Raw genomic sequence first — 19,810 nt, 5'->3', positions numbered from 1 at the left:
ATTTTTCAAACACTCGAATCAACAGGTGAACAAGTGAAGCTAATTGTCCAAATCCCTTGCTATAACGAAATCGACAATCTTGCACAAGTCGTCAATTCGATACCCAAAGCCATTCAAGGGATTGATTGTATTGAAATACTAGTAATAGATGATGGTTCTTCAGATGGGACTTCCGAGTTAGCACATCAGCTTGGCGTTAACCACGTCGTTCGTATTTCAAATAACAAAGGTTTAGCTAACGCTTTTAGAACGGGAATAGATGAATGCGTCAAACAGGGTGCTGACATCATCGTCAATACTGATGGCGATAATCAATACAATAGTGAAGACATTGCATTACTGGTTGAGCCGATCGTAAATAGCGAGGCAGAACTTGTGGTTGGAGATCGCGGAGGCTACAGCAATAAGCACTTCTCATTTTTTAAGCGCTCACTTCAAGTATTCGGCAGTTTTGTAATTTCTAAGGTCATCGGCTTAAAAATTAATGATGCAGTGAGTGGATTTCGTGCCCTTTCAAAAGAAGCGGCCCAACAAATTAATATCGTTTCCGATTTTAGTTACACCATCGAGATGTTGGTTCAAGCGGGCGCGAAACGAATAAAGGTCATATCAGTCCCTATTCGAACGAATGGGAAAACAAGAGAATCGCGGCTTTTCACCAGCATCCCTCATTTCTTAAAAATGTCTGCCACCACGTTTATGCGTGTGTATACCATGTATCGACCGCTGCAAGTGTTCATGTACATTGGCGCATTTTCAATGATACTAGGGGCAATGCCTATTATCCGATTCCTTTATTACTATTTTAATGGCGTTGGAGACGGATACATTCAATCGCTAGTTCTAGGTTCAATGTTGATCATCGTTGGTTTTATTACCTTGCTGATGGGGCTGGTGGCTGATTTGGTCGGGTTTAATCGCAAGTTAACGGAAAAAGTGCTGCACCGAATGGACTTGCTCGAAGAGCACCTTTCTCAACAAGATAGTCAACAAAAAAACAAAGACGACACTTCTAATTAGTTAGATTATCTCGCTATGGGTTAAGAGCGTAACGCTAGCCGTTTAGGGTTAAACCTTTGGCTATAAAAGAAGAAGAACAGGTCTCCAAATACCGTGATACTTCGCGCTAAAACAACCGCAGCGATCAAAGCCTCAGCATTCGCAATTTCCCCTGCTAATACAATTAGAGTCGCCTCTCTAACACCGATCCCCGCTGGAGCCCCCGGAGCCAGAAAACCAACTAACCAAGCCAGAACAAAATAGCCAGACAACTGCCAATACTGTGGAAACCCATAGGATTGAACATCTAGAGAACTGGCGAAAATAAGCGAGAATATGCCACCTGAAATGGCAAAGAACAGCAGATAAAGCAGTGGAATTTTCAGTAAGGATCGGAAATTTGAGAAATAGGTAAGTACGCAAACGAGAAGCCAAAACAAACCAAAGAGCCAAAGGCTGTTAAAGCTGGTCAACGCCAAGTATTGATTAGTAAGTAGAAGTCCAAAGCTACTCGCCACTGCTACCATTGTCAGGGTTTCCCAAAACGTAGACTTCATTAAAATACTTTGCTTAATGCCTAGTTCGTTACCAATAATTTGGCGATTCGCTAAGTGAGCTATGTTCCCGGGTAAATACTTCGAAATTTGCGAAGTACCGTAGAACCACATAGTGACGCTTACACTTAAGGTGCTACCTAGAAAATCCAAGATAAACCGCCATGCCAGCGCCAACAAAAGATTGCCAATAAAATATGCCGCGATTAACAGCAAATAAGCTAAATAATGTTCTTGGACAAACTCCCATAGATTTAAATCTTGTGAATAGTCATAGATGACAACACTCACATAAACGATAGAGATTAAGGTGAGTAGACGCCCTATCCATGTAATGACTGGTTTACCCTTCATCAAGGAGCTTCCTACAAAGCAGCATTGTCCAAGGCGTTGGGGAACGAACTTCTACGATTTCAAAGTAAGACGAGACAAGAGAGATAAAGGTAAGTTGCGACCAATGATTAATATGTCCGGGTGTGTTGCCTAAACTTTTTAAGTATTTGCCTCGTAACATATTAAGCCCACACCACAAAGGCTCTCTGGGTACACTAAAAATGTAATGCTCTGCGTCCAGTTTTTGTAATGCGACTAGCGCGGCGGCGGGCTGAGTCAGATGTTCAAGAACCTCACAACAAACGACAAGATCGGCACTATCAGCTTCAGGGCTCAACTCATAAATACTCTTCGCTTCAAACAGCTCGTCTCCTACCTCTCTGGTTCTCGCATTATTACGCGCTAGTTCTATGACTTGTTCTGAGAAATCACTACCTCTTGCGAGAATCCCTTCCGCGCACCATTTCAGAACCCAAACGCCTTCACCACACCCAACTTCATGAAGTGTCCTTGGGGCTGCCAAACTTACGAGTTCAGATAAATTACGATCAAAGTTTTTCATGATCCGTCGCGCTAGCGGATTACGAGTATTGTATTTGTCGTAATAGTTACCTACTGGAATACCTTGTTCTTTCATTCCTTTCGAAATTTTCATTCACCAACCTAATCAACATTGTTATTGCGCCACAACTCAAGCAACTGTAGAAAGACTCACATCTTTATTAATTATATTTCATCAAAAAAAAGCCGCTGAAAATTCAACGGCTTTTTTGCTTTCTACATCGATAACTCAATTACAAATACTTTTCGATTGGCAATAACTGAAGGAATTGAGATTGAAACCTTTCCCATTTTCCCGTTTCCGGTTCACTGTCGAAACTCGCCTCTCCGGAATGCCAAGTCACGTCACCATCCTCTAAACTTAAACGCCAGCTGTTCTCATCTGCCATCGCTTGATTAATGCTATTTGCCAACTCCTCAGCAACCTCGCTTGAATCAATGATCAACAAGGATTCTGTATTCAAATAGGTTGAACGCAAATTAAAGTTGAAAGAACCAATGGTGGCAATTTGTCCATCAAATACCGCAGATTTAGAGTGCAGACCATACCCCGTTGTAGGGGCGCATTTCGCAGGGTCTTTGGTCGACTCCAAACACACATCGGCGTCCGGTTTTAACTCAAACAGTTCAATACCACTCTCTAGCATGTCTTCACGTCGACCCGCATAGCCAGAATGATTGGTTACAAGGTCGTTCGATGCCATAGAATTCGTCAGAGCTTTAATTGTCACATCTTTATCTTCTAGCGCCTGGAAGCTTGCCAACTGGCCATCGTCAAAAATAAGGTACGCTGATTCCAACAAAATTTCCTTTTCCGATTGGCTTGCTAAGCGCAGTAGCTCTTGAGCCGTTTCTTTCGGTACAGACGTATTTTTTTCATCATCGGGGACAGGTTGATCATACACAAAGCGAGCTTGAACCTTGCTCATCGAACTCATGGCCGTTTGCAGTAAACGGATGGCTTCATCACTGTCTTGTGGCAGCGACGGGTAATGCGCATAAACGGGAAATGCGATATCACCAATTTGTGAGAAATCGTCTAAAGCTTCGCCACCAAGTAGTTCAACAGGGTACGACCATCGGCTAGCCCAATACTCTTCAAAGCTCTGTTGGATATCGTCGACTACATGGCCGATGACAAGCACATCACGATCTCTAAAGTTTATCTCGTCTGATAAATCAAAATATTCATCGCCAATGTTTCTGCCACCGACAACCGTTGCTACTCCGTCTACAGTGAACGACTTATTATGCATACGACGATTTAAACGCGAAAAATCCCCCAGAACATTGAGCCATTTAACAACACCACGACGGCTCGGGATCGGGTTAAATACTCGGATTTCGACATTCGGGTGCGCATCTAAAGTAACAAGTAAATCTTCTCGTTCATTCAGATTGATATCATCAAGCATAACTCGAACGCGAACTCCTCTGTCAGCAGCGGCGAGCAATCGACTTGCTAAATAGATGCCTGAGACATCTGAGTTCCAAATGTAGTACTGAATGTCTATGGTATGTTCAGCTGATTCAACGAGCGCTAGGCGCTGTGCTAATGCATCCCAGCCTTTTTCTTGCAGATGAATAGCACTGAGTTCATCAGCCGGCTGAGTTTGAAAGTAAGACTCGCTCAGTTCAGATAACCTGCTTGCCTCTGTTATTTTAAGAGAAGTCTCTGAATGCTTAATTTCCTCGGGAAGTGAAGCACAACCGGCAAGGCTAATAATTACAACTAATGTGGTACAAATACGCTGTAGCGTAGACATTAAAGGCTCTTCCTTTTCGTTCTATGTATAAATCGGCGTGGAGTCTGACTGATTTCCTTTCACAATCATAGTGGGTCTTGATAAAAACAGTAAATGAATGGTTGTGCGTTAGAATGGATAGGTTTTTCAGACACCGATACTGGTATTTATATCAGGGTATTTTAATTGAAAGAAATGTCTCTTCTCAAACTAAGTGGTTGACGGTCGCTCTATAAGCTCTTGATTATCTGACACATTATCTTTCAGCCATTTAAGGCACTCACTCGCTGGCATTGGTCGTGACAAATAGTAGCCCTGTGCTACATCACAACCCATTCGCTCCAGTAATTTCAGCGTTTCTAGGTCTTCTACTCCCTCAGCGACAACACTCAAATTGAGATTGTGCGCAAGATCGAGAGTAGAACGAACGATCACTTTGTCATCTGCACTCGAAGCTAAGTCAAGAACAAAAGATTTATCGATCTTGAGTTCGTTGACGGGCATTTTTTTGAGCTGTGCCATCGATGAATAACCTGTACCAAAGTCGTCAATTGAAAGCTTTATCCCCATCCGGTGTAAGACGTTTAATGCTTTGATAGCTTGTTTTGGCTCAGACATAATCGCACTTTCAGTGACTTCTAACTTTAAATAATCCGCATCTACGTCAAGCTCAGAGAGCATTTCTGTCGAATGAACGGGTAATTTGAAATCAACTAGATCAATTGCAGAAATGTTAACTGCCATCTGCAACACGTACCCTTCTTGCCTCCAGACACTATGCTGTAGAAGCGCAGTTCTGATTGCCCAATGAGTCAAAGCTCGAATGTGTCCACTTTGCTCAGCTAGTGGAATAAAGTCATCAGGTTGAACAAAACCATGGATTGGATGATGCCATCGAACCAGGCATTCTACGGCATGAACTCGGTTATTTATTAAATCAAGCTTAGGTTGGTAATAGAGCTCTAGCTGATCATCTGCTATCGACGCTTTTAACTCAGATAAGAGATTCAATCGCATCACCGAGTGGGTATTTTGATCTTCATGATAGCACTCGAAGTAAGAGTGTTTTTGTTTACATACGTTAAGAGCTATATCCGCGCACTGCATTAACTTGTTTCCGTTATCCGCATGATCTGGAAAACAAGCTCCCCCCATACTCGCACTGAGATCTAACGAGATGCCTTCAACAACAAACGGTAATTCAAAGTATTGATGAAATTGTTCAGTTATTGTGTTCAAAGAAACGGTATCTAATTTTGTACAAATAACCGCAAATACATCTGCGGACATATGAGAGATAAACACATTCTCCGAACTAAATGTTTGCATCCTATCAGCTACAGCTTTAAGTAACTTGTCACCAAAATCATGCCCTAAAGTATCATTCACCACTTTGAAACGATCGATATCGATTTGAAGTATTGCTACCGCACTGTTGTTAACTCTTGCTGTACTAATTGATTGTTTAAGTACTGAATAAAAATGGTTGCGATTAGGGAGTGAGGTTAGTGAGCTAAAGTATGCGAGCTGATTTATTTCCTGTTCACGATTCTTGATATCTTCTTGCATCGAAATGAAAGCCCTTGAAAGAGACTGTACTTCATACGTGGAGGTTGTCGGGATCGAGTTGGAATAATCGCCTTGACTAATACCTTTAGCGATTGTCACTAATGAATTTAATGGACGCGTAACACCTCTGGAAACGAAAAATGAAACCATAATTGCTAAGAAAATTGAGAACGCGATGATATACCACAGTTGATTTGTCAAGCTATTAAAAGACAGAAAAGCTTCTGACTTTAAAGTAGTGAGCGCTAAGTAAACAGGTATATGACTCCGCTGACCGAGCAAGAACCGTTTCATTACATATTGTTCTTTCGATATTTCAATATATGTAAATCGTTGACTTAAAGACCCATTGGTATTCTGAAGTTCTAGCTTCGATGAAAGCGGCAAAGTTGAAGCTAGCACTGTGTAGGTAGGCGCGGCCTCGCTAACCAATACACTGACGCTAAACCCTGAAAGCGCAACCAAACCTTTATCAATTAGTGAATAGAGATTAATTCCAGCAATAAGCCAAGCATCAGGTTGATGTGTACTTTCAACATATTTAACCGAGACAGAACTCGCTAAATACTGCACTCCATCAATCTCTATGATATTTAGTTGCTTGGTAGTAAGACTTTCAGAGTTAAAAGGTATAGTAGATTTAACGGTATCACTGGTACTCGTGATGATTTTACGTTCTGGTGAAACTACCAATATGATATCAACGTCAATCCGGCGCTGGTAATTCATAAGTGCAGAACGAAGTGATTCAGGATCATCTAGCCCACCAGATATCAATTGTTTTATTGTAAAGTCTTGGGCGGCGGTTTCCATCGAACGGCGAACTAATGTCATTTCTCCGTTTAAAGAATGTTGAACCACATTTGCTGCAGTATTGAAACGATTAGATAATTGGGTTTCGGAATGACGATACGTTTTATCAACGATCGACCACAACGATACGGCTAATACAATCGCGACGATTGCCACTGTCAGTATCAATATTTTGAAATGAAGCCGGTTAATATTGGTCATAATGAACCTGTCGTGTCGTTGGCTTCGACTGTACTACCTCTGGCAAAAGCGTTTGCTCAATTTGGAACGTTAAGCTCGACTGTGTGTCAGTATCAACTTCTAAACTAATTGGCTCACTCTTATCGTTCAACCTTGGGTGCCATACAAATAGAGTGTGATTTCCGCGTTCAAGAGTGAGTTCAGCAGTACCGTTGATATTTGAAGTTGAGTAATAAGGTGTATCCACGACGACAAGATAGCTAAGCATCCAATCGTGAATGTTGCATCCCATCTCTACGACCCCAGGTTTATCAAATGTTATGGGAGGATGTTTTTCATCCAAGTAAATTTTAAGCTCAAAGCGTTTCGCAGAAGAAAACGAATATACGTGATGCTTAATTGAGTCATGGTTAGGAAATGATACATCTTCTCCCACGCTAATCGGCAAGACAAATGGCGTAAAAAGTTTATCTTTTTGAGCCATAACATGCTGCTTTCCAGACGTAGATGGTAGGATTTCTTTATGTTTCGGGACGGCCCAAATAACACTGTTAGCGAGTGGGCTATGATGTTTGTCCGTAATTTTCACAGACAAAGTTGTTAAATCGGAGGCATGACATACGAAGGAGAACAATGTGATCAAAAGTAACGTTATAAGCTGCCTTATTCCCATATCCCAAATTCCGAGCTTCACTGGTTAACTTGATCTTAGAAGCTTACGCCAATATATCTACCCAAATGATTGAATTAACTTATTCAGATAACACGGTGGGGTATTGATAATTACAGTAGCACTCCCAGATATCTCATGTGACTTAGCCGCCTATTTGGCGGCTAATGTGCGAGAAACCACGCTTCATTTAGACAGCTCGGCTGCGGTGCCAACAAAGATACCTTGGATATCTTTCGCTTCACGCTCTGTTTGTCCGCCATGTTTTAAAAATGCCGAAATAACAGCGGCTGTTTTTTGCTCTTTAGCACGCTCTAAAAAGTAACGTAACTCTAGCTCTGCGCCCGCGTCTTCATCTTTAATTGATGTTGCAATGATCTCTTTGTACATCACAATATCACGCACTTCTAATGTGCTAATTACACCTAAAGTCATTGCTAAAAAGTTATCCATTTCCGCTTTAGGAACAAATTGAGTAATGATATTTAAGTTTTCCGCTTGTTGTGCTGTGAAATCGTTACCCAATAGAAGAGCTTGTAATGCTTTGTTTTTACCCATTCTTCTTGCGAACTGAACCGCGCCTTGTCCACCAGTAGGAATATTTACGTGAATTTCTGGTTGTGCAAATGCTGCATTCTCGGTGCCATAAGAAAGATCACACGCCATAACAAACTCATTACCGCCCCCACGAGCCACACCATCAACCAGAGCAACAGATATTTGTTTCATTGCTTTGATGTTCATGATCATGTGGTTGAACTCAATAGACGCTGCTTGACCGCCTTGCGTACCGTTGATCACGTTTAGATCAAGATGCGCTAAAAAGAAGGTTTCATGCAGTGATTTAAACACCACCACTTTAGTATCTCGGTCATCTTTTAAAGAAAGTACATACTCATTAATTTCGTTAATTAGATTAATGGTTAATACATTCACTGGTGGGTTATTGATAGCTACTGTTGCGATACCATTTTGGTTAGTGATTGATAATGTTTTCATAATGAACTTCCTCTAAGTCGCCTATCGGCTAGTTAAATATGGTTACGTTGAGAGGGTGTCCTCTGCGTCAGTGAGATAACTATAAGCAATCAATTAGATGAGAAAAATGCTAATAAGGGCACAATATTGATGCTAATATTACACCAATGCTGTTTTTATTTATTCTCGTGAGGCTCAAATGGATTTTTCTAATCGCTTACTTTTATTGTTAGAAGTCACTGAACTCGGTTCTTTTACTAAAGTTGCAGAACAGAAAAACCTTGATCGCTCGGTGATCTCAAAACAAATAGGTCGTTTAGAAGATGAATTAGGAGTTCGCTTGCTCAACCGCACCACACGCTCATTATCATTAACCGCTGCGGGTAGCGAGATGGTGAGCCAAGCAACATTATTGAGAGACCTTATTAGCAACACTCACCGCTTAGCACAAAACTATCATTCTGAGCCAAGAGGGATACTACGAATCACCAGTTCAATGATGTTTGGTCGACAGTACGTTCAGGAGGCGATTTCGGTTTTTCAGCAGCAATATCCAGATGTGAAGTGTGAACTTCGGTTGGAAGACAGATTGGTAGATATTGTGCAAGAAGGTTTTGATATTGGCTTTCGTATCGGTGAACCAAAGAACTCCAGTTTAATTTCTCGGAAGATTGCGCGAAGCCGCTTGCTGATTGTCGCTTCACCCGATTTTCTTCAGCAGCACGGGCCCGTTGAAACCATCGAACAGTTAGAATCTCTCCCTGCGACGGTCTATTCTGCTCCTGGTCTTTTCATCGATAAATTTAGTTATGTTGATAAAAGCGATGTCGAGCAACAGTTTCAGCTGAATGCCACCTACAAAGTGAATGATGTCGAAATGGTTGTAAAGAGTGCTGTGGCAGGTAACACTCTTGCTGTTGTCACTGCCCAAATGATTGAAAATGAAATCATTGATGGGAAACTAATCCCAATTATGACGCACCTAAATATTCAAGATTTCGGCACTTTTTATGCTGTCTACCCTCACCGTGATGCACCGATCAAGACCAAACTGTTTATTGAAGTTTTAAAGGCGACTATTGGTGAAGGCACGCCAGTTTGGGAGCAGAATATCCCCGGTTTTGACCAGCTCTATATCGGCAATCAGGTATAAAATCGCGTATCAAGATACATCAAACCGACACAAAAACGGCGAGCCATGAAGGTTCGCCTTAGTTTAACTTCTTTATCTGTTTGAGCTATTACAGCAACTCAACCGACTGCTGAGTAATCACAAATTTTTCATTAGTTAGCAAGGTAATTAGTACAGCACACACATTACAGCTTCCTCCAACAAACTTTTGGACAAAAGCGAGTTGGAGTAGATCATACCAGTAGATAACTTAGCTTAAGATACTAATCTGAATTCTATCGAGTGGTGATTGTGGCATTAATATCGTATCGCTCAACAATAAACTGTTTTAACCAAGAATGAGCTAAATCTCGACTTCTGTTTTCATGCCAAAACAACGGGTAAGTTAATGGAGGAACACAAATCGGCAATGATAAGACTTTCAGATCCATTTTCTTAGCGGCATGTTCAGCAAATCGTTTAGGCGCCGTGAGGATAAGTTCGGTATGACTACATAACTCTGCTGCGCTATTGAAATCTGGTACGTATAAAGCAACATTTCGTTCATGTTGTTTTTCTGCCAATTTCAAATCAACCAACCAACGCTCGTTCGAATAATTTTTTACCATAATATGCCTGTGAGCGAGGTAGTGTTTGAGGTCCCAAGGCTCGCCTAGGCAACGGTGATTCTGATTGACTAAGCAACAAAGTTCGTCTTGGTAGAGCTCTTGAGAAACAATGCCTTTCGGGGGCATCAATGTGCGCACTTCATCTTCTGGTTTCATGTCTTTACCTGTTATAGCAAAGTCCAATTCTCCCCGTTGTAGGCGTTCAAAAGTATCAGCTCCCCAACGGCATGAGTCGATAGTTATATTCGGTGCATGCACTAGCACTTCTGCTATGAACTTAGGGAAAATCAAGGAATAAGAGCTTTCGACTACAGCAATGCGGAACTTTCGAGAACTTTTAGTGGGACTAAATGTTGTGGGAGCTGTGATTCTCTCTATGTCGATCAGTAAGCGCTGTAACTCGGATTGAATCTGTTTAGCCTTGAGAGTGGGCTCCATCCCATAGCCAGACCTTTCCAATAATGGATCGTCAAACAACACCCGAAGCCTTGCCAAGCTTTTGCTAATTGCTGACTGGCTTAAATTTAAGTGTTCAGCCGCCCTAGTTACATTTCGCTGCTCTAATAACACATGCAAAGTTACAAGTAGGTTTAAATCAAGTCTGTTTAAATTTTCGATACTCATTCGTTCTTCATCTATGCCTATAGGGAATAGTTATAGTGAATATAATCCATTTTTTTTCATAGAACGAATTGTTTAACCTTGTGCTCGTAACTTTGCATTAAAGGAGAACAAGATAATGGAACTCATACTAACAGTAGTGATCGGACTAATTGGTGGCATCGCCGTAGGAACTCAGACTCCAATTGCAGGTGCCATGTCGCAAAGAGTGGGTGGCGCAGCCAGCAGTTTTATTGTTCATTTAGGTGGATTAGTGGCATCTGGAGTACTTTTACTTTCTCGCCGTGGGGAAGATATCGAGCAATGGCGAGAACTGCCTTGGTACATGTTATGTAGTGGTGGACTTGGGTTAGTACTGTTTCTTACTGTTAGCCATACGATCCCCAAATTAGGTGCCGTATCTGGCGTTACGTTAATTATTGTTGGGCAACTCATCGCAGGCCTTGTGATCGACTACTTAGGGGCTTTTGGTACTATTCCTCGTGATTTAGAATTCACTAAAATTATCGGCCTTACCCTGTTGCTTATCGGCGCTTACCTGATCATTAAGTAGCTTCAATTTTTAATGGTTCAGGTGATTTTATGCGAGTTTTAGTAACGGGCTCAGGAGGCCGTATTGGTCGTAACATATACTTCCAACTTATGAGTCAATTTCATGTTGAAGGCCTAGATTCTCAACCGTGCTCAACGGTTGACCACCTTGGTGACATAAGAGATTCAAACCTGTTGCGAGTGGCTTTACGCGGCGTGGATATCGTTATTCACACGGCAGCACTTCATGCACCACATGTCGGTAATCGCACTGAAGATGAATTTTTTGATATTAATGTATATGCCACTGAAGTTATTGCAAATATAGCTGCGGAACAGGGTGTTTCTCACATCATATTTACCAGTACAACTGCACTGTATGGTTCAGCGTCTACACCGGATGGTAAAGCGTGTTGGATTACTGAAAGAACAACGCCTTTACCCAAAACCATATACCACAAAAGTAAGGTCGAAGCAGAGCATCGACTAGAGAAAATATCAAAGACTACCGGTTTGCCGATAACGGTACTTCAGATATCTCGCTGCTTCCCTGAGCCTGCCGACATAATGACTATATACAGGCTAAACAGAGGAATTGATGCTAGAGACGTCGCCTCCGCTCATGTTTGCGCAATTAAGGTAAGACCTAGTGGGTTTAATCGTTACATCATCTCAGCCGACTCACCGTTTCAGAAAAGCGATTCTAAGCAACTCTATCTTCAGGCTAATAAGGTGATTACAAAATATGCACCAGATCTAGTTCAAGAGTTCACCACTAGAGGTTGGTGTTTACCGTCTAGCTTGGATCGTGTTTATGACTCATCACTTGCACAGAAAGAGTTGAATTGGATTCCTAAATACGGTCACCGAGAAGTCTGTGCTCAATTGGATGCCGGTATTGCTGAAGTATTGCCTCCATCAAACACAAGCATGAGAGCTTGGTAACTCATTTTGGGGCAAAACCTTCTTAGAGTAATCATTTAAGTTAGAAAAATGCGGATAACTTTAAGTATCAGAAAGTCCCTTTGTGAAGTGTCTAATCTAACTGGTGCAGATCATACCGATCATCTGCTTGACCGTCACTTAGCCACCTTTCATACCAAACTTCGCACTCTGCTTGATTGCTTTGACACTACAGCCGTAATTTTCCTATCGAGTCAGGAACAAAGCATAAACAAGCTATTTAAAGATAGATCCATACCATTCTACAGCAGTGTGGCTATCCTTGATTTAGCAGATTGAAGCAGAAAGTTTAATGACAGTCACAGAACGCCACACACAATCGTGCATCAGCTAAGAACGAGCGTACAAACGTTTTGGGACAGTTCCGAAATACATTTTCTTAATTTAATGCGATATGAGTTAGATGGAGTATGAAAAATCAACAAGCTGTCGGCAAATGGTTCGAACAAAGTTACAAATCCACCTTCAATAGAAGGTGGATTCTAAACTGCAAAATAAGAACTAGCGCCAGTCGCCATCTATGCGCTCGAATTCCATATAATCACTGTAACTAAGCTCTGATACAACCTCGCCATGGTCATCGATTAAATCCGCCTTTAGCTTGACTATACAGAGTGCCTCATCAGTGCGGATCTCTTTACAGTTCTTAACCGAGATATAGTCGAAGTCAAGCTTGTGTCGCTTCCCTTCGTATTCCCCACGCAGCACCTCCTCAAGATCCCCTGCTGATGGCATTGATGGAGCCAACAAATAGAAGCACAAGCCAATCATCGCTGCCATCAAGGCTACTAGTTTTCCATGAGTCTGCACAGGAACAGCTTTGAACAATTCAATAACCTGTGCCTTTTCTTTTGCCTTAATTGCGACTACTGTTGGCTGATAGTCCTTGTGGATATGAACCAGTTCAAGTTTAACCTTAGCTACAATCTTAAGGATGAAAGTTTGAAGTTTGGTTAGCTTATATGCGCCTGAATCAGTATTAAACAGCTTGCTCCAGAAGTTATTATTACTTTTGTAGAAGGGGGCAAATGGCAAGATCAAAAAGCCTACCAGACCAGCAATCAGCATAACAAAGCCGACCTTCAAGAATTTGCCTAAAAGCTCAGCAATACCTCTGGCGTCAAAAGAGTCAGAACCTGAACCCTTCAACAGGTTTCCGACCATAGAGAACAGGTCATGTGAATCAGCAACATCGAACAAAACAGCAATCCATATCACGGCTACATATAGGCGAAGAACCAGATGCTTGGCACCAAACAAGCACAATAATACCATTGGCCAAACAATAAGATGTAAGCCAAGCAACTCCTGATCAACAAAAGGACGAACCGTGATTCCCCATAGCTCGACGACAGGCAAGTAGCCCCACAGGGCAAGGCAAGCTAGCATTAGGGCAAGAATCGGGTTGCGAAGTTTAAAGTGAGGACGCGCCTCACGCAGGCTCATGGTGGTCGGCAGACCAAAATTTGAAATTGAAAAGAGCATAGTATCCATAAAGTAAAATTAGAAAATTTATAATTTAAATCAATGCTTTATAATCACTCATGGATAAGTAATCAAGTTATAACACTTATAATTTCACTTATATCAAGTCTGGTAATTAGATATAAATAAAACACCTGAAGAATAAAGGGGCATTTGCGTGTAAAACCCTTGTCAGTGAAGATTTTAGACAGGTTGAACAGAAACCCATTACATTCCACCTTCGGTGGCTGCTTGTTGGCATCGTATAAATGAGTTTGTTTATCAGTAAAGTAGGCCCCTGATAGCCCTAAATATAGGTCGTGTTACGATGTCGATGATGTCATCGGTGATGATCGTAGGTAAAATCTGCAAGAAAAAACAACCCTAACATAGCGATAGCTACAAGCCCCCCACTACTAAGTAGTGCTAGTAACAGGCCATGCTCATCATTACACCAATATAAAGCCACAAACAACCCCATCCACATGACGAGACCAATTGTAAAAATACTGTCACTATTATTGCCACGGACAAAACTCATCAGATATCCGCTAAATACATGCAGAAGCACAACAATACCAAACAAACTTATCATGAGACTAAGCAATCTGGTCACTGAACGTTTGGTATCCTTAGCAGCGTCGTTCGAACGAATGAAGGTGATACATACGAATACAAGTAGTAGCAATACCAGTGTAGAAAAGAGCTGATGACTACCCTCATCAAAAGGCTTTAGGCGTAAGTGAACCAGTACGCTACTTCCGAGGGCACATATTAATGCCAATACAATGTAACCGTTCTTTTTTAAGGTTGGGGTCATCATAGTGTACAAGCCACCTATGAGCAGAATCCCCCCACTGATTGGGATGCTAAGATACTCAATATAAAAGCGGTCAATCTTAACCAAGGTTGCGCTGAAATCCCGAAGGACGTAAACAGCGAAGAACATGAGGCTCAGAGCGTAAATAGGATAGCGGTATGGCTGCATAATTAGTAATTTTAGAATTTGGAAAAAACGACAGAGAGTTATTCTGACAGCGTTGGTGCTACTCATGAACTGAAACATCAGATAAACATAACGGCTTTTAATTGGGTAACTACCATAGGAATTTCATCAGTTCATTGATGACATAGCTCGAAGGTGTCAACACTAGTGACACGGTTTCACCTAGGTTATGGTTTAGTCCATGGATATTGAAGATAATGTCGGTGAACTGAAGACAAACATAAGCGAGGACAACTGCGTTCGCTTTTGTGGTATTGCCGACCCAAGCCATTAACGCAGGAGCAATGAAGCTGCCTGCAATTGCTGCAACCATAAAGGCAGTTGAAACCCAGTGGAGAATCCCATACGCCATTAATGTATGACCCACTTCGGTAAATCGATTTATGCTTAAGTCAAGCCAAGACAAGGGGTGAACAAGAGCTAAGTCGATTACTTTAATACCCAGTGTGTATGTCACTATTGTGCCAATGAACCACATTACGCCCACTGCCGCATTGTTATTGTGTCTAATGCAAAGAACGCTAAAGTAGAACGCAGACACGAGTAATGCTAAGAAGCCAAGCGTAAATACAACATCAGATGTTGTTGCACCCGCACTCATTGCCATGTAATTTCGCAAACCTGTATTAGTGTTTAGTGCATAAATTACAGTAGAAATACAACCAGTTAAAAATAGCTTGTATGTGAAGTTGTTAAACAGTTTCGCTTTAATCCCATCCGAGCCCATCATGTAGAGTCTGATGTATGTGTATGCGCTAAGGTGTGGTTTTACAATGGCTCCATAAGAGATAATCGCCCAAAATGCAGCCATCGGGTATTACCAGATGCCGCTTACTTTCAGAATATCCATCTTGCGTTCAATGATACCGCCTATTGAAAGGGATAGAACGATACCTATAAGGTTCAATATTAACCCAATCCCTTTACCCTTCTCTAATAGCTTTCCATTCCCCTTGCACACCATTGCACTAAAGTGCTTCGTTTCACTTAAGAGCAAAGCGATAACAAGGGTTGGGGAAACAATCAGTGGCGCACCGAAAATAGCATCTAATATTGTTCAACCAACATCGTGAACAAGAGCGATCAATAAGGCGAGTGGTGCCAATGCTACAAATAGCCAAAAAAGCATGCCGCTCGCAGAACCACGCTCTTCGTAGTATCGCGTTCTGAAAAAACCTACCGACTTGTAACGGTAAACGGTATTTCGTTCAATTTCGTTCAATTTCGTTCAATTTCGATTCCATCATGAGCTACGTTAAAAATTTTACCATACAACTTGGAAATAAAACCAATAAGTGAAAGCAAAGGTATTGGCATTCCAATGTTATCCATATCACCTTTGTAGGAAAGGGAATATTTCATTATGTTGTCCTGTTGTTTAAATAGTGATTAATGCGTATTCATCTGAAGGGCTTTATAGAGTTCGACTAGTGTTGATTAATTTTAAACACCAAGATCTAATGTATGACAAGCTTAACGTGAGTACTTGTTTTAGTCTCATAAACATCATTATTAAACATAATGCTTGTAATGCTAACAATGGGTGATCTGGAATCTTAATTAGCCACGGTGAATAAAGTGTTAGGTATTCGAATTTTAATCTATATGCTTCTAACACTGACAGTCGTTGTATGTAAGCTAGCTAAAAAATATACCGTATTAAAGTATGCATTTTTTATCTAATAACATGCATTTGACCAACTGGTGATTTTTTAAATTAAATTACACCTGTTTGATTAAATTCCAACCTCAAATAGAATAAGTTCTTCACTTAATTGCAAAGTGTGTCTGAACTGTTGCTTTAAAATGGACTACGGGCTTCTCGGTACAGACAGAAACAATAGAGAGTTACTGTGAGCTAGGTTTGTTTTCAACCTCTTCATCACTTTCACGCCATCAATACAACTACCCATGCAGACATCAATTACAAATGAAACATCACACACATCAACTTGAGCCAAGGCACATATTTTTTATCTACTTACTAAGTTGTACACAACAATGTCGCTTTCTAAACTTTCAACCATTAGAATAATATCAACTAGAACATTTTAAATACGTTACCTGTTGTATGGATAAATTCGTTGTTATCTTTTTGGGCTTACTCACTACCTTATTTTCACTGCGATTTGACATTGTGGATTTTTCTAGTTTCATTTTTGAGTACATCGCTCTTCTCACCTTGATCGGTCTGTTTATTAGAGGATATAGATGGTTTACTTCTACTGAGAGATGCGGGATTTTGCTACTAATATGGCACAAAGCTTTTGAATGTATGGAAGAAGTGCGTACATTACAGTCTTTTTTAAATAACTATCAATTTCTTGACTTTTTGTTAGGTGACATACTCGCATTGACAGGCATACTTTTAATTACGCTTAGTGTTTACTCTCGATTTACACGACAAAAGCAACAACTCAATATGGACTCACACACAAAAATATATAATAAGTTTGCTATTGAGCACATCACTCATTCTGTACTAGAAACAGGTAAAATCAAGCGGTCGAGCACTTCTATTCTTATTATCGATGTCGATAAATTTAAAAGCTTCAATGATAGTTACGGACACTTGTTAGGAGACGACGTTCTTTTAATGGTGACAAGTCATCTTAAAAAAAACATCAGATCTGGCGATTATTTAGGTCGTTGGGGAGGAGATGAATTTGTAATTATCTGCCCAAACACTTCGGATCGTGAAGCTATTAAAATTATGAAACGCATCCAAGATAGTGGAATTGACTCACTCTCCGTTAAGTCAATTCCAATAAGATTGAGCATTGGAGCAACTACTTCAATTAGTTCACAAGACTCATTCGATAAAATATTCCGAGAAGCTGATCGAGCACTATACCAAGTTAAAGAACACGGACGTAACGGATATAAACATCATATTAACCCATCTATATCCCAAACTCCGTAACTTCAAACATAACTTTCGATATTTTTTCCCTAGATATAAGGGAATTCCTATTGTCACTTTATCCATGTCGCCGTTCTTCTAATCACAACAAAGACACGGAACGCAGCAATTGGAAATAGTTTTATTAATTTAGGCAACAACGCATTGGACACTTCTAATACATAAGAGCAAAAAACACCCATCGATGTCACAACATCACCACTATTGACAACTCTTACCCAGAAAAATGTTGTTAGTAACTACATTTCTAAGTAATACCCATAGAATTAATATGTTATTATTTAGCACCCAAAAACACTCTGGCTACACTACATGCGCAAGTTTTTTCCTTTAATATTAACTTCCACTCTTACGTCAACTCAATCCTTTGCATTTAACCAATTCGAAGTGTTCACTCAAGTACAGCATACTCACCTGACCAGAGAGTATGAAAGCCACTTTTTGCTCAATGATGAGAAAAATAGAACTTACAATGGACTAGATGCAAAAGCAGGAATCTTTGAAATTGGAGTCTCAACCCCGATGTATGGCAACACCAAAATAATCGGCAGTATAAGTATCGGCGATAATTCCTATCAGAACATCCTCTGGATTAATCAATATAGTATGGAGAATACGATCGGCAACCCACCTAATAGTGGCGGATATAATGAGTACTCTGGCGGACATTTAAAATACAAAAATTATAAAATAGGAATCGAAAATCAAACAACCGATATGTTGGTTACAGGAGTTTATTTTGCAAAGGAAGAAATAGATTCTAGAGCAGAAACATTGCATAGCTCTACTATTCCAGCATCAACTTATTTCGAAGAAAGCTATAAACTAGAAGGTTATTCTGACATTCGGAGCCAAACTCCATTTCGCAACATCCAGGTTGGAATACAAAATATTATAACCCTTAGGCGTTCTGATGTAAGCCAAAAATTTTGGTATAATGGTGCAAATAATTTACTCAGTTTTAATACGCCATCATTTCAAATTCTCTCTTCACCATACATGGTTGCACGGGTAGCACCAAACCTATCTATGCGTATGAGTCTGACGCATACCGTATTAAAAGGGTTCAAACAAAAAGATGTAGAATTTGAAAAGAATACTTTGACCCAAATTTCAAATGTGGGCGTAGATGCCTATAGCGGGTCGCAAACGAGCATTGCATTGAGCGCCAATTATCATTTTTAGTAAAAGGCAGCACAAGTACATCACAAGTCTATGCATCCTCTGCTAGCTTCGTTGTTTCTACTATTAATTCAGGAGGGGTATTGACTTCTACACTTCATAAATAATACAAAATGTCAAAAAAGTTAAGCTTCATTACCTCTTCTATCAATTAATTTTTCATTGGCCTTTCAAAATATGATCCGCACTAGCAGTTTTGGACACTGAGTTACGTGAGTACAATCACTAATGAGGTGAACCATGACAAGCAAGAAGAAACGTATTATCCATTCTCCTCAATTTAAAGCAGGAACCATGAAGCTGGCAGAGAAAGTGGGAGTCGCTGCAGCCGCAAGACAGCTCTCGTTACATGAATCTCAGATCTACGGTTGGCGAAAAGCCACAAAGAAGAATTCTAATATTAGCCAACGAGAACAAGAATTGGCCGTTAAAGTCGCTAAGCTAAAGAGGCAGTTGGCAGAGCAAGCAGAAGAGCTAGAAATCGTAAAAAAGGCCGCCACCTACTTCACGAAAAATCTAAAGTAAATTGCTATGAATTTATGCTCGAACACCTGCTGAGTTTCAGTATTTCCCGCATGACTAAGGTGTTCAGAGTTTCTCGAAGTGGGTTTTATTATTGGGTTGAGAATCGCCACAAGGCGATTCAACGTGAGGCAGCTCGCCAAAAGCTTGATACCAAGGTCAAAGAAGCCTTTGACCTTAGCAAAGAACGAGATGGCTCAAGACGTATTCAAAAAGAACTAGCTGAGAGCGGTGATAACCATAATGTTAAGACCATTGCTGCCAGTATGAAACGTCAGGATTTAGTAGCGAAAGCAGCACGCAAGTTTAAGTGTACAACTGACAGTAAGCATAAAATGCCCGTTGCTCCAAACTGGCTCGCTCAAGATTTTAACGCAACAGCTCCGAATCAAAAATGGGTAGGAGACATCACCTATGTTGCCACAAGCGAAGGCTGGCCGTACTTAGCTGTCATTA

General features: G+C 40.7%; 17 protein-coding genes and 1 pseudogene. 7 read left to right on the top strand and 11 right to left on the bottom strand.

Going from position 1 to position 19,810, the window contains the following annotated elements; genetic code table 11:
* The first annotated feature begins 33 nt into the window (after nucleotides 1-33).
* Nucleotides 34-1,020: a glycosyltransferase family 2 protein gene (locus tag ACHUFI_RS19225; protein WP_394252087.1), complete on the top strand. Its 987-nt coding sequence runs from the start codon at nucleotides 34-36 to the stop codon at nucleotides 1,018-1,020.
* 20 nt (nucleotides 1,021-1,040) lie between these two features.
* On the opposite strand, the gene ACHUFI_RS19220 is transcribed toward ACHUFI_RS19225, so the two are convergent.
* The 6 genes from ACHUFI_RS19220 to ACHUFI_RS19195 form a co-directional block, all read right to left on the bottom strand.
* Nucleotides 1,041-1,907, bottom strand: coding sequence for a hypothetical protein (locus ACHUFI_RS19220; protein ID WP_394252085.1), 867 nt, complete (start codon nucleotides 1,905-1,907; stop codon nucleotides 1,041-1,043).
* Nucleotides 1,897-2,541, bottom strand: coding sequence for a class I SAM-dependent methyltransferase (locus ACHUFI_RS19215; RefSeq protein WP_394252083.1), 645 nt, complete (start codon nucleotides 2,539-2,541; stop codon nucleotides 1,897-1,899). The genes ACHUFI_RS19220 and ACHUFI_RS19215 overlap by 11 nt, the downstream gene beginning before the upstream one ends.
* A 139-nt stretch (nucleotides 2,542-2,680) precedes the next feature.
* A complete protein-coding gene (locus tag ACHUFI_RS19210; protein ID WP_394252082.1) occupies nucleotides 2,681-4,213 on the bottom strand; it encodes a phospholipase D family protein in 1,533 nt (510 codons plus the stop codon).
* A gap of 189 nt (nucleotides 4,214-4,402) precedes the next feature.
* Nucleotides 4,403-6,775 carry an EAL domain-containing protein gene (locus tag ACHUFI_RS19205; RefSeq protein WP_394252081.1) on the bottom strand — a complete coding sequence of 791 codons (2,373 nt, stop codon included), beginning with the start codon at nucleotides 6,773-6,775 and terminating at the stop codon, nucleotides 4,403-4,405.
* Entirely contained in the window at nucleotides 6,762-7,238 is a 477-nt protein-coding gene (locus ACHUFI_RS19200; protein ID WP_394252079.1) for a cupredoxin domain-containing protein, read from the bottom strand. The genes ACHUFI_RS19205 and ACHUFI_RS19200 overlap by 14 nt, the downstream gene beginning before the upstream one ends.
* Before the next feature lie 372 nt (nucleotides 7,239-7,610).
* Nucleotides 7,611-8,423, bottom strand: coding sequence for an enoyl-CoA hydratase/isomerase family protein (locus tag ACHUFI_RS19195; RefSeq protein ID WP_394252077.1), 813 nt, complete (start codon nucleotides 8,421-8,423; stop codon nucleotides 7,611-7,613).
* Nucleotides 8,424-8,601: 178 nt separating this feature from the next.
* On the opposite strand from ACHUFI_RS19195, the gene ACHUFI_RS19190 reads away from it, so the two are divergent.
* Complete coding sequence (locus ACHUFI_RS19190; RefSeq protein WP_394252075.1) at nucleotides 8,602-9,555, top strand: LysR family transcriptional regulator; 954 nt, start codon at nucleotides 8,602-8,604, stop codon at nucleotides 9,553-9,555.
* 254 nt (nucleotides 9,556-9,809) lie between these two features.
* On the opposite strand, the gene ACHUFI_RS19185 is transcribed toward ACHUFI_RS19190, so the two are convergent.
* Entirely contained in the window at nucleotides 9,810-10,766 is a 957-nt protein-coding gene (locus ACHUFI_RS19185; protein ID WP_394252073.1) for a LysR family transcriptional regulator, read from the bottom strand.
* Between the two features lie 115 nt (nucleotides 10,767-10,881).
* On the opposite strand from ACHUFI_RS19185, the gene ACHUFI_RS19180 reads away from it, so the two are divergent.
* Complete coding sequence (locus tag ACHUFI_RS19180) at nucleotides 10,882-11,316, top strand: DMT family transporter (RefSeq protein WP_394252071.1); 435 nt, start codon at nucleotides 10,882-10,884, stop codon at nucleotides 11,314-11,316.
* A 29-nt stretch (nucleotides 11,317-11,345) separates the two neighbouring features.
* On the top strand, nucleotides 11,346-12,239 hold the full coding sequence (locus tag ACHUFI_RS19175) for an NAD-dependent epimerase/dehydratase family protein (protein WP_394252069.1): 894 nt from the start codon (nucleotides 11,346-11,348) through the stop codon (nucleotides 12,237-12,239).
* A 519-nt stretch (nucleotides 12,240-12,758) separates the two neighbouring features.
* On the opposite strand, the gene ACHUFI_RS19170 is transcribed toward ACHUFI_RS19175, so the two are convergent.
* The 4 genes from ACHUFI_RS19170 to ACHUFI_RS19155 all read right to left on the bottom strand — a co-directional run bounded on the left by ACHUFI_RS19170 (nucleotide 12,759) and on the right by ACHUFI_RS19155 (nucleotide 15,949).
* Entirely contained in the window at nucleotides 12,759-13,742 is a 984-nt protein-coding gene (locus ACHUFI_RS19170; RefSeq protein WP_394252067.1) for a hypothetical protein, read from the bottom strand.
* A 319-nt stretch (nucleotides 13,743-14,061) separates the two neighbouring features.
* Nucleotides 14,062-14,544 carry a hypothetical protein gene (locus tag ACHUFI_RS19165; RefSeq protein WP_394252066.1) on the bottom strand — a complete coding sequence of 161 codons (483 nt, stop codon included), beginning with the start codon at nucleotides 14,542-14,544 and terminating at the stop codon, nucleotides 14,062-14,064.
* A 274-nt stretch (nucleotides 14,545-14,818) separates the two neighbouring features.
* The gene (locus tag ACHUFI_RS19160) at nucleotides 14,819-15,538 is read right to left on the bottom strand and encodes a hypothetical protein (RefSeq protein WP_394252064.1); all 720 of its coding nucleotides are present in this window, start codon (nucleotides 15,536-15,538) and stop codon (nucleotides 14,819-14,821) included.
* A 246-nt stretch (nucleotides 15,539-15,784) separates the two neighbouring features.
* The gene (locus tag ACHUFI_RS19155; RefSeq protein ID WP_394252062.1) at nucleotides 15,785-15,949 is read right to left on the bottom strand and encodes a hypothetical protein; all 165 of its coding nucleotides are present in this window, start codon (nucleotides 15,947-15,949) and stop codon (nucleotides 15,785-15,787) included.
* An 849-nt stretch (nucleotides 15,950-16,798) separates the two neighbouring features.
* Here ACHUFI_RS19155 and ACHUFI_RS19150 point away from each other — a divergent pair.
* The 3 genes and pseudogenes from ACHUFI_RS19150 to ACHUFI_RS19140 form a co-directional block, all read left to right on the top strand.
* Nucleotides 16,799-17,650 (top strand): GGDEF domain-containing protein, encoded by an 852-nt coding sequence (locus tag ACHUFI_RS19150; RefSeq protein ID WP_394252060.1) that lies wholly within the window; start codon nucleotides 16,799-16,801, stop codon nucleotides 17,648-17,650.
* 312 nt (nucleotides 17,651-17,962) lie between these two features.
* Nucleotides 17,963-18,835 carry a hypothetical protein gene (locus ACHUFI_RS19145; RefSeq protein ID WP_394252058.1) on the top strand — a complete coding sequence of 291 codons (873 nt, stop codon included), beginning with the start codon at nucleotides 17,963-17,965 and terminating at the stop codon, nucleotides 18,833-18,835.
* A 237-nt stretch (nucleotides 18,836-19,072) separates the two neighbouring features.
* A pseudogene (locus tag ACHUFI_RS19140) lies at nucleotides 19,073-19,810 on the top strand (IS3 family transposase); the annotation flags it as partial.

This window comes from Vibrio profundi (assembly GCF_043642225.1).
In the GTDB taxonomy this organism is placed as follows: Bacteria; Pseudomonadota; Gammaproteobacteria; order Enterobacterales; family Vibrionaceae; genus Vibrio; species Vibrio profundi_A.
The sequence above is the reverse complement of the archived record's forward strand: the minus strand, read 5'-3'. Positions and strand labels throughout refer to the sequence as shown.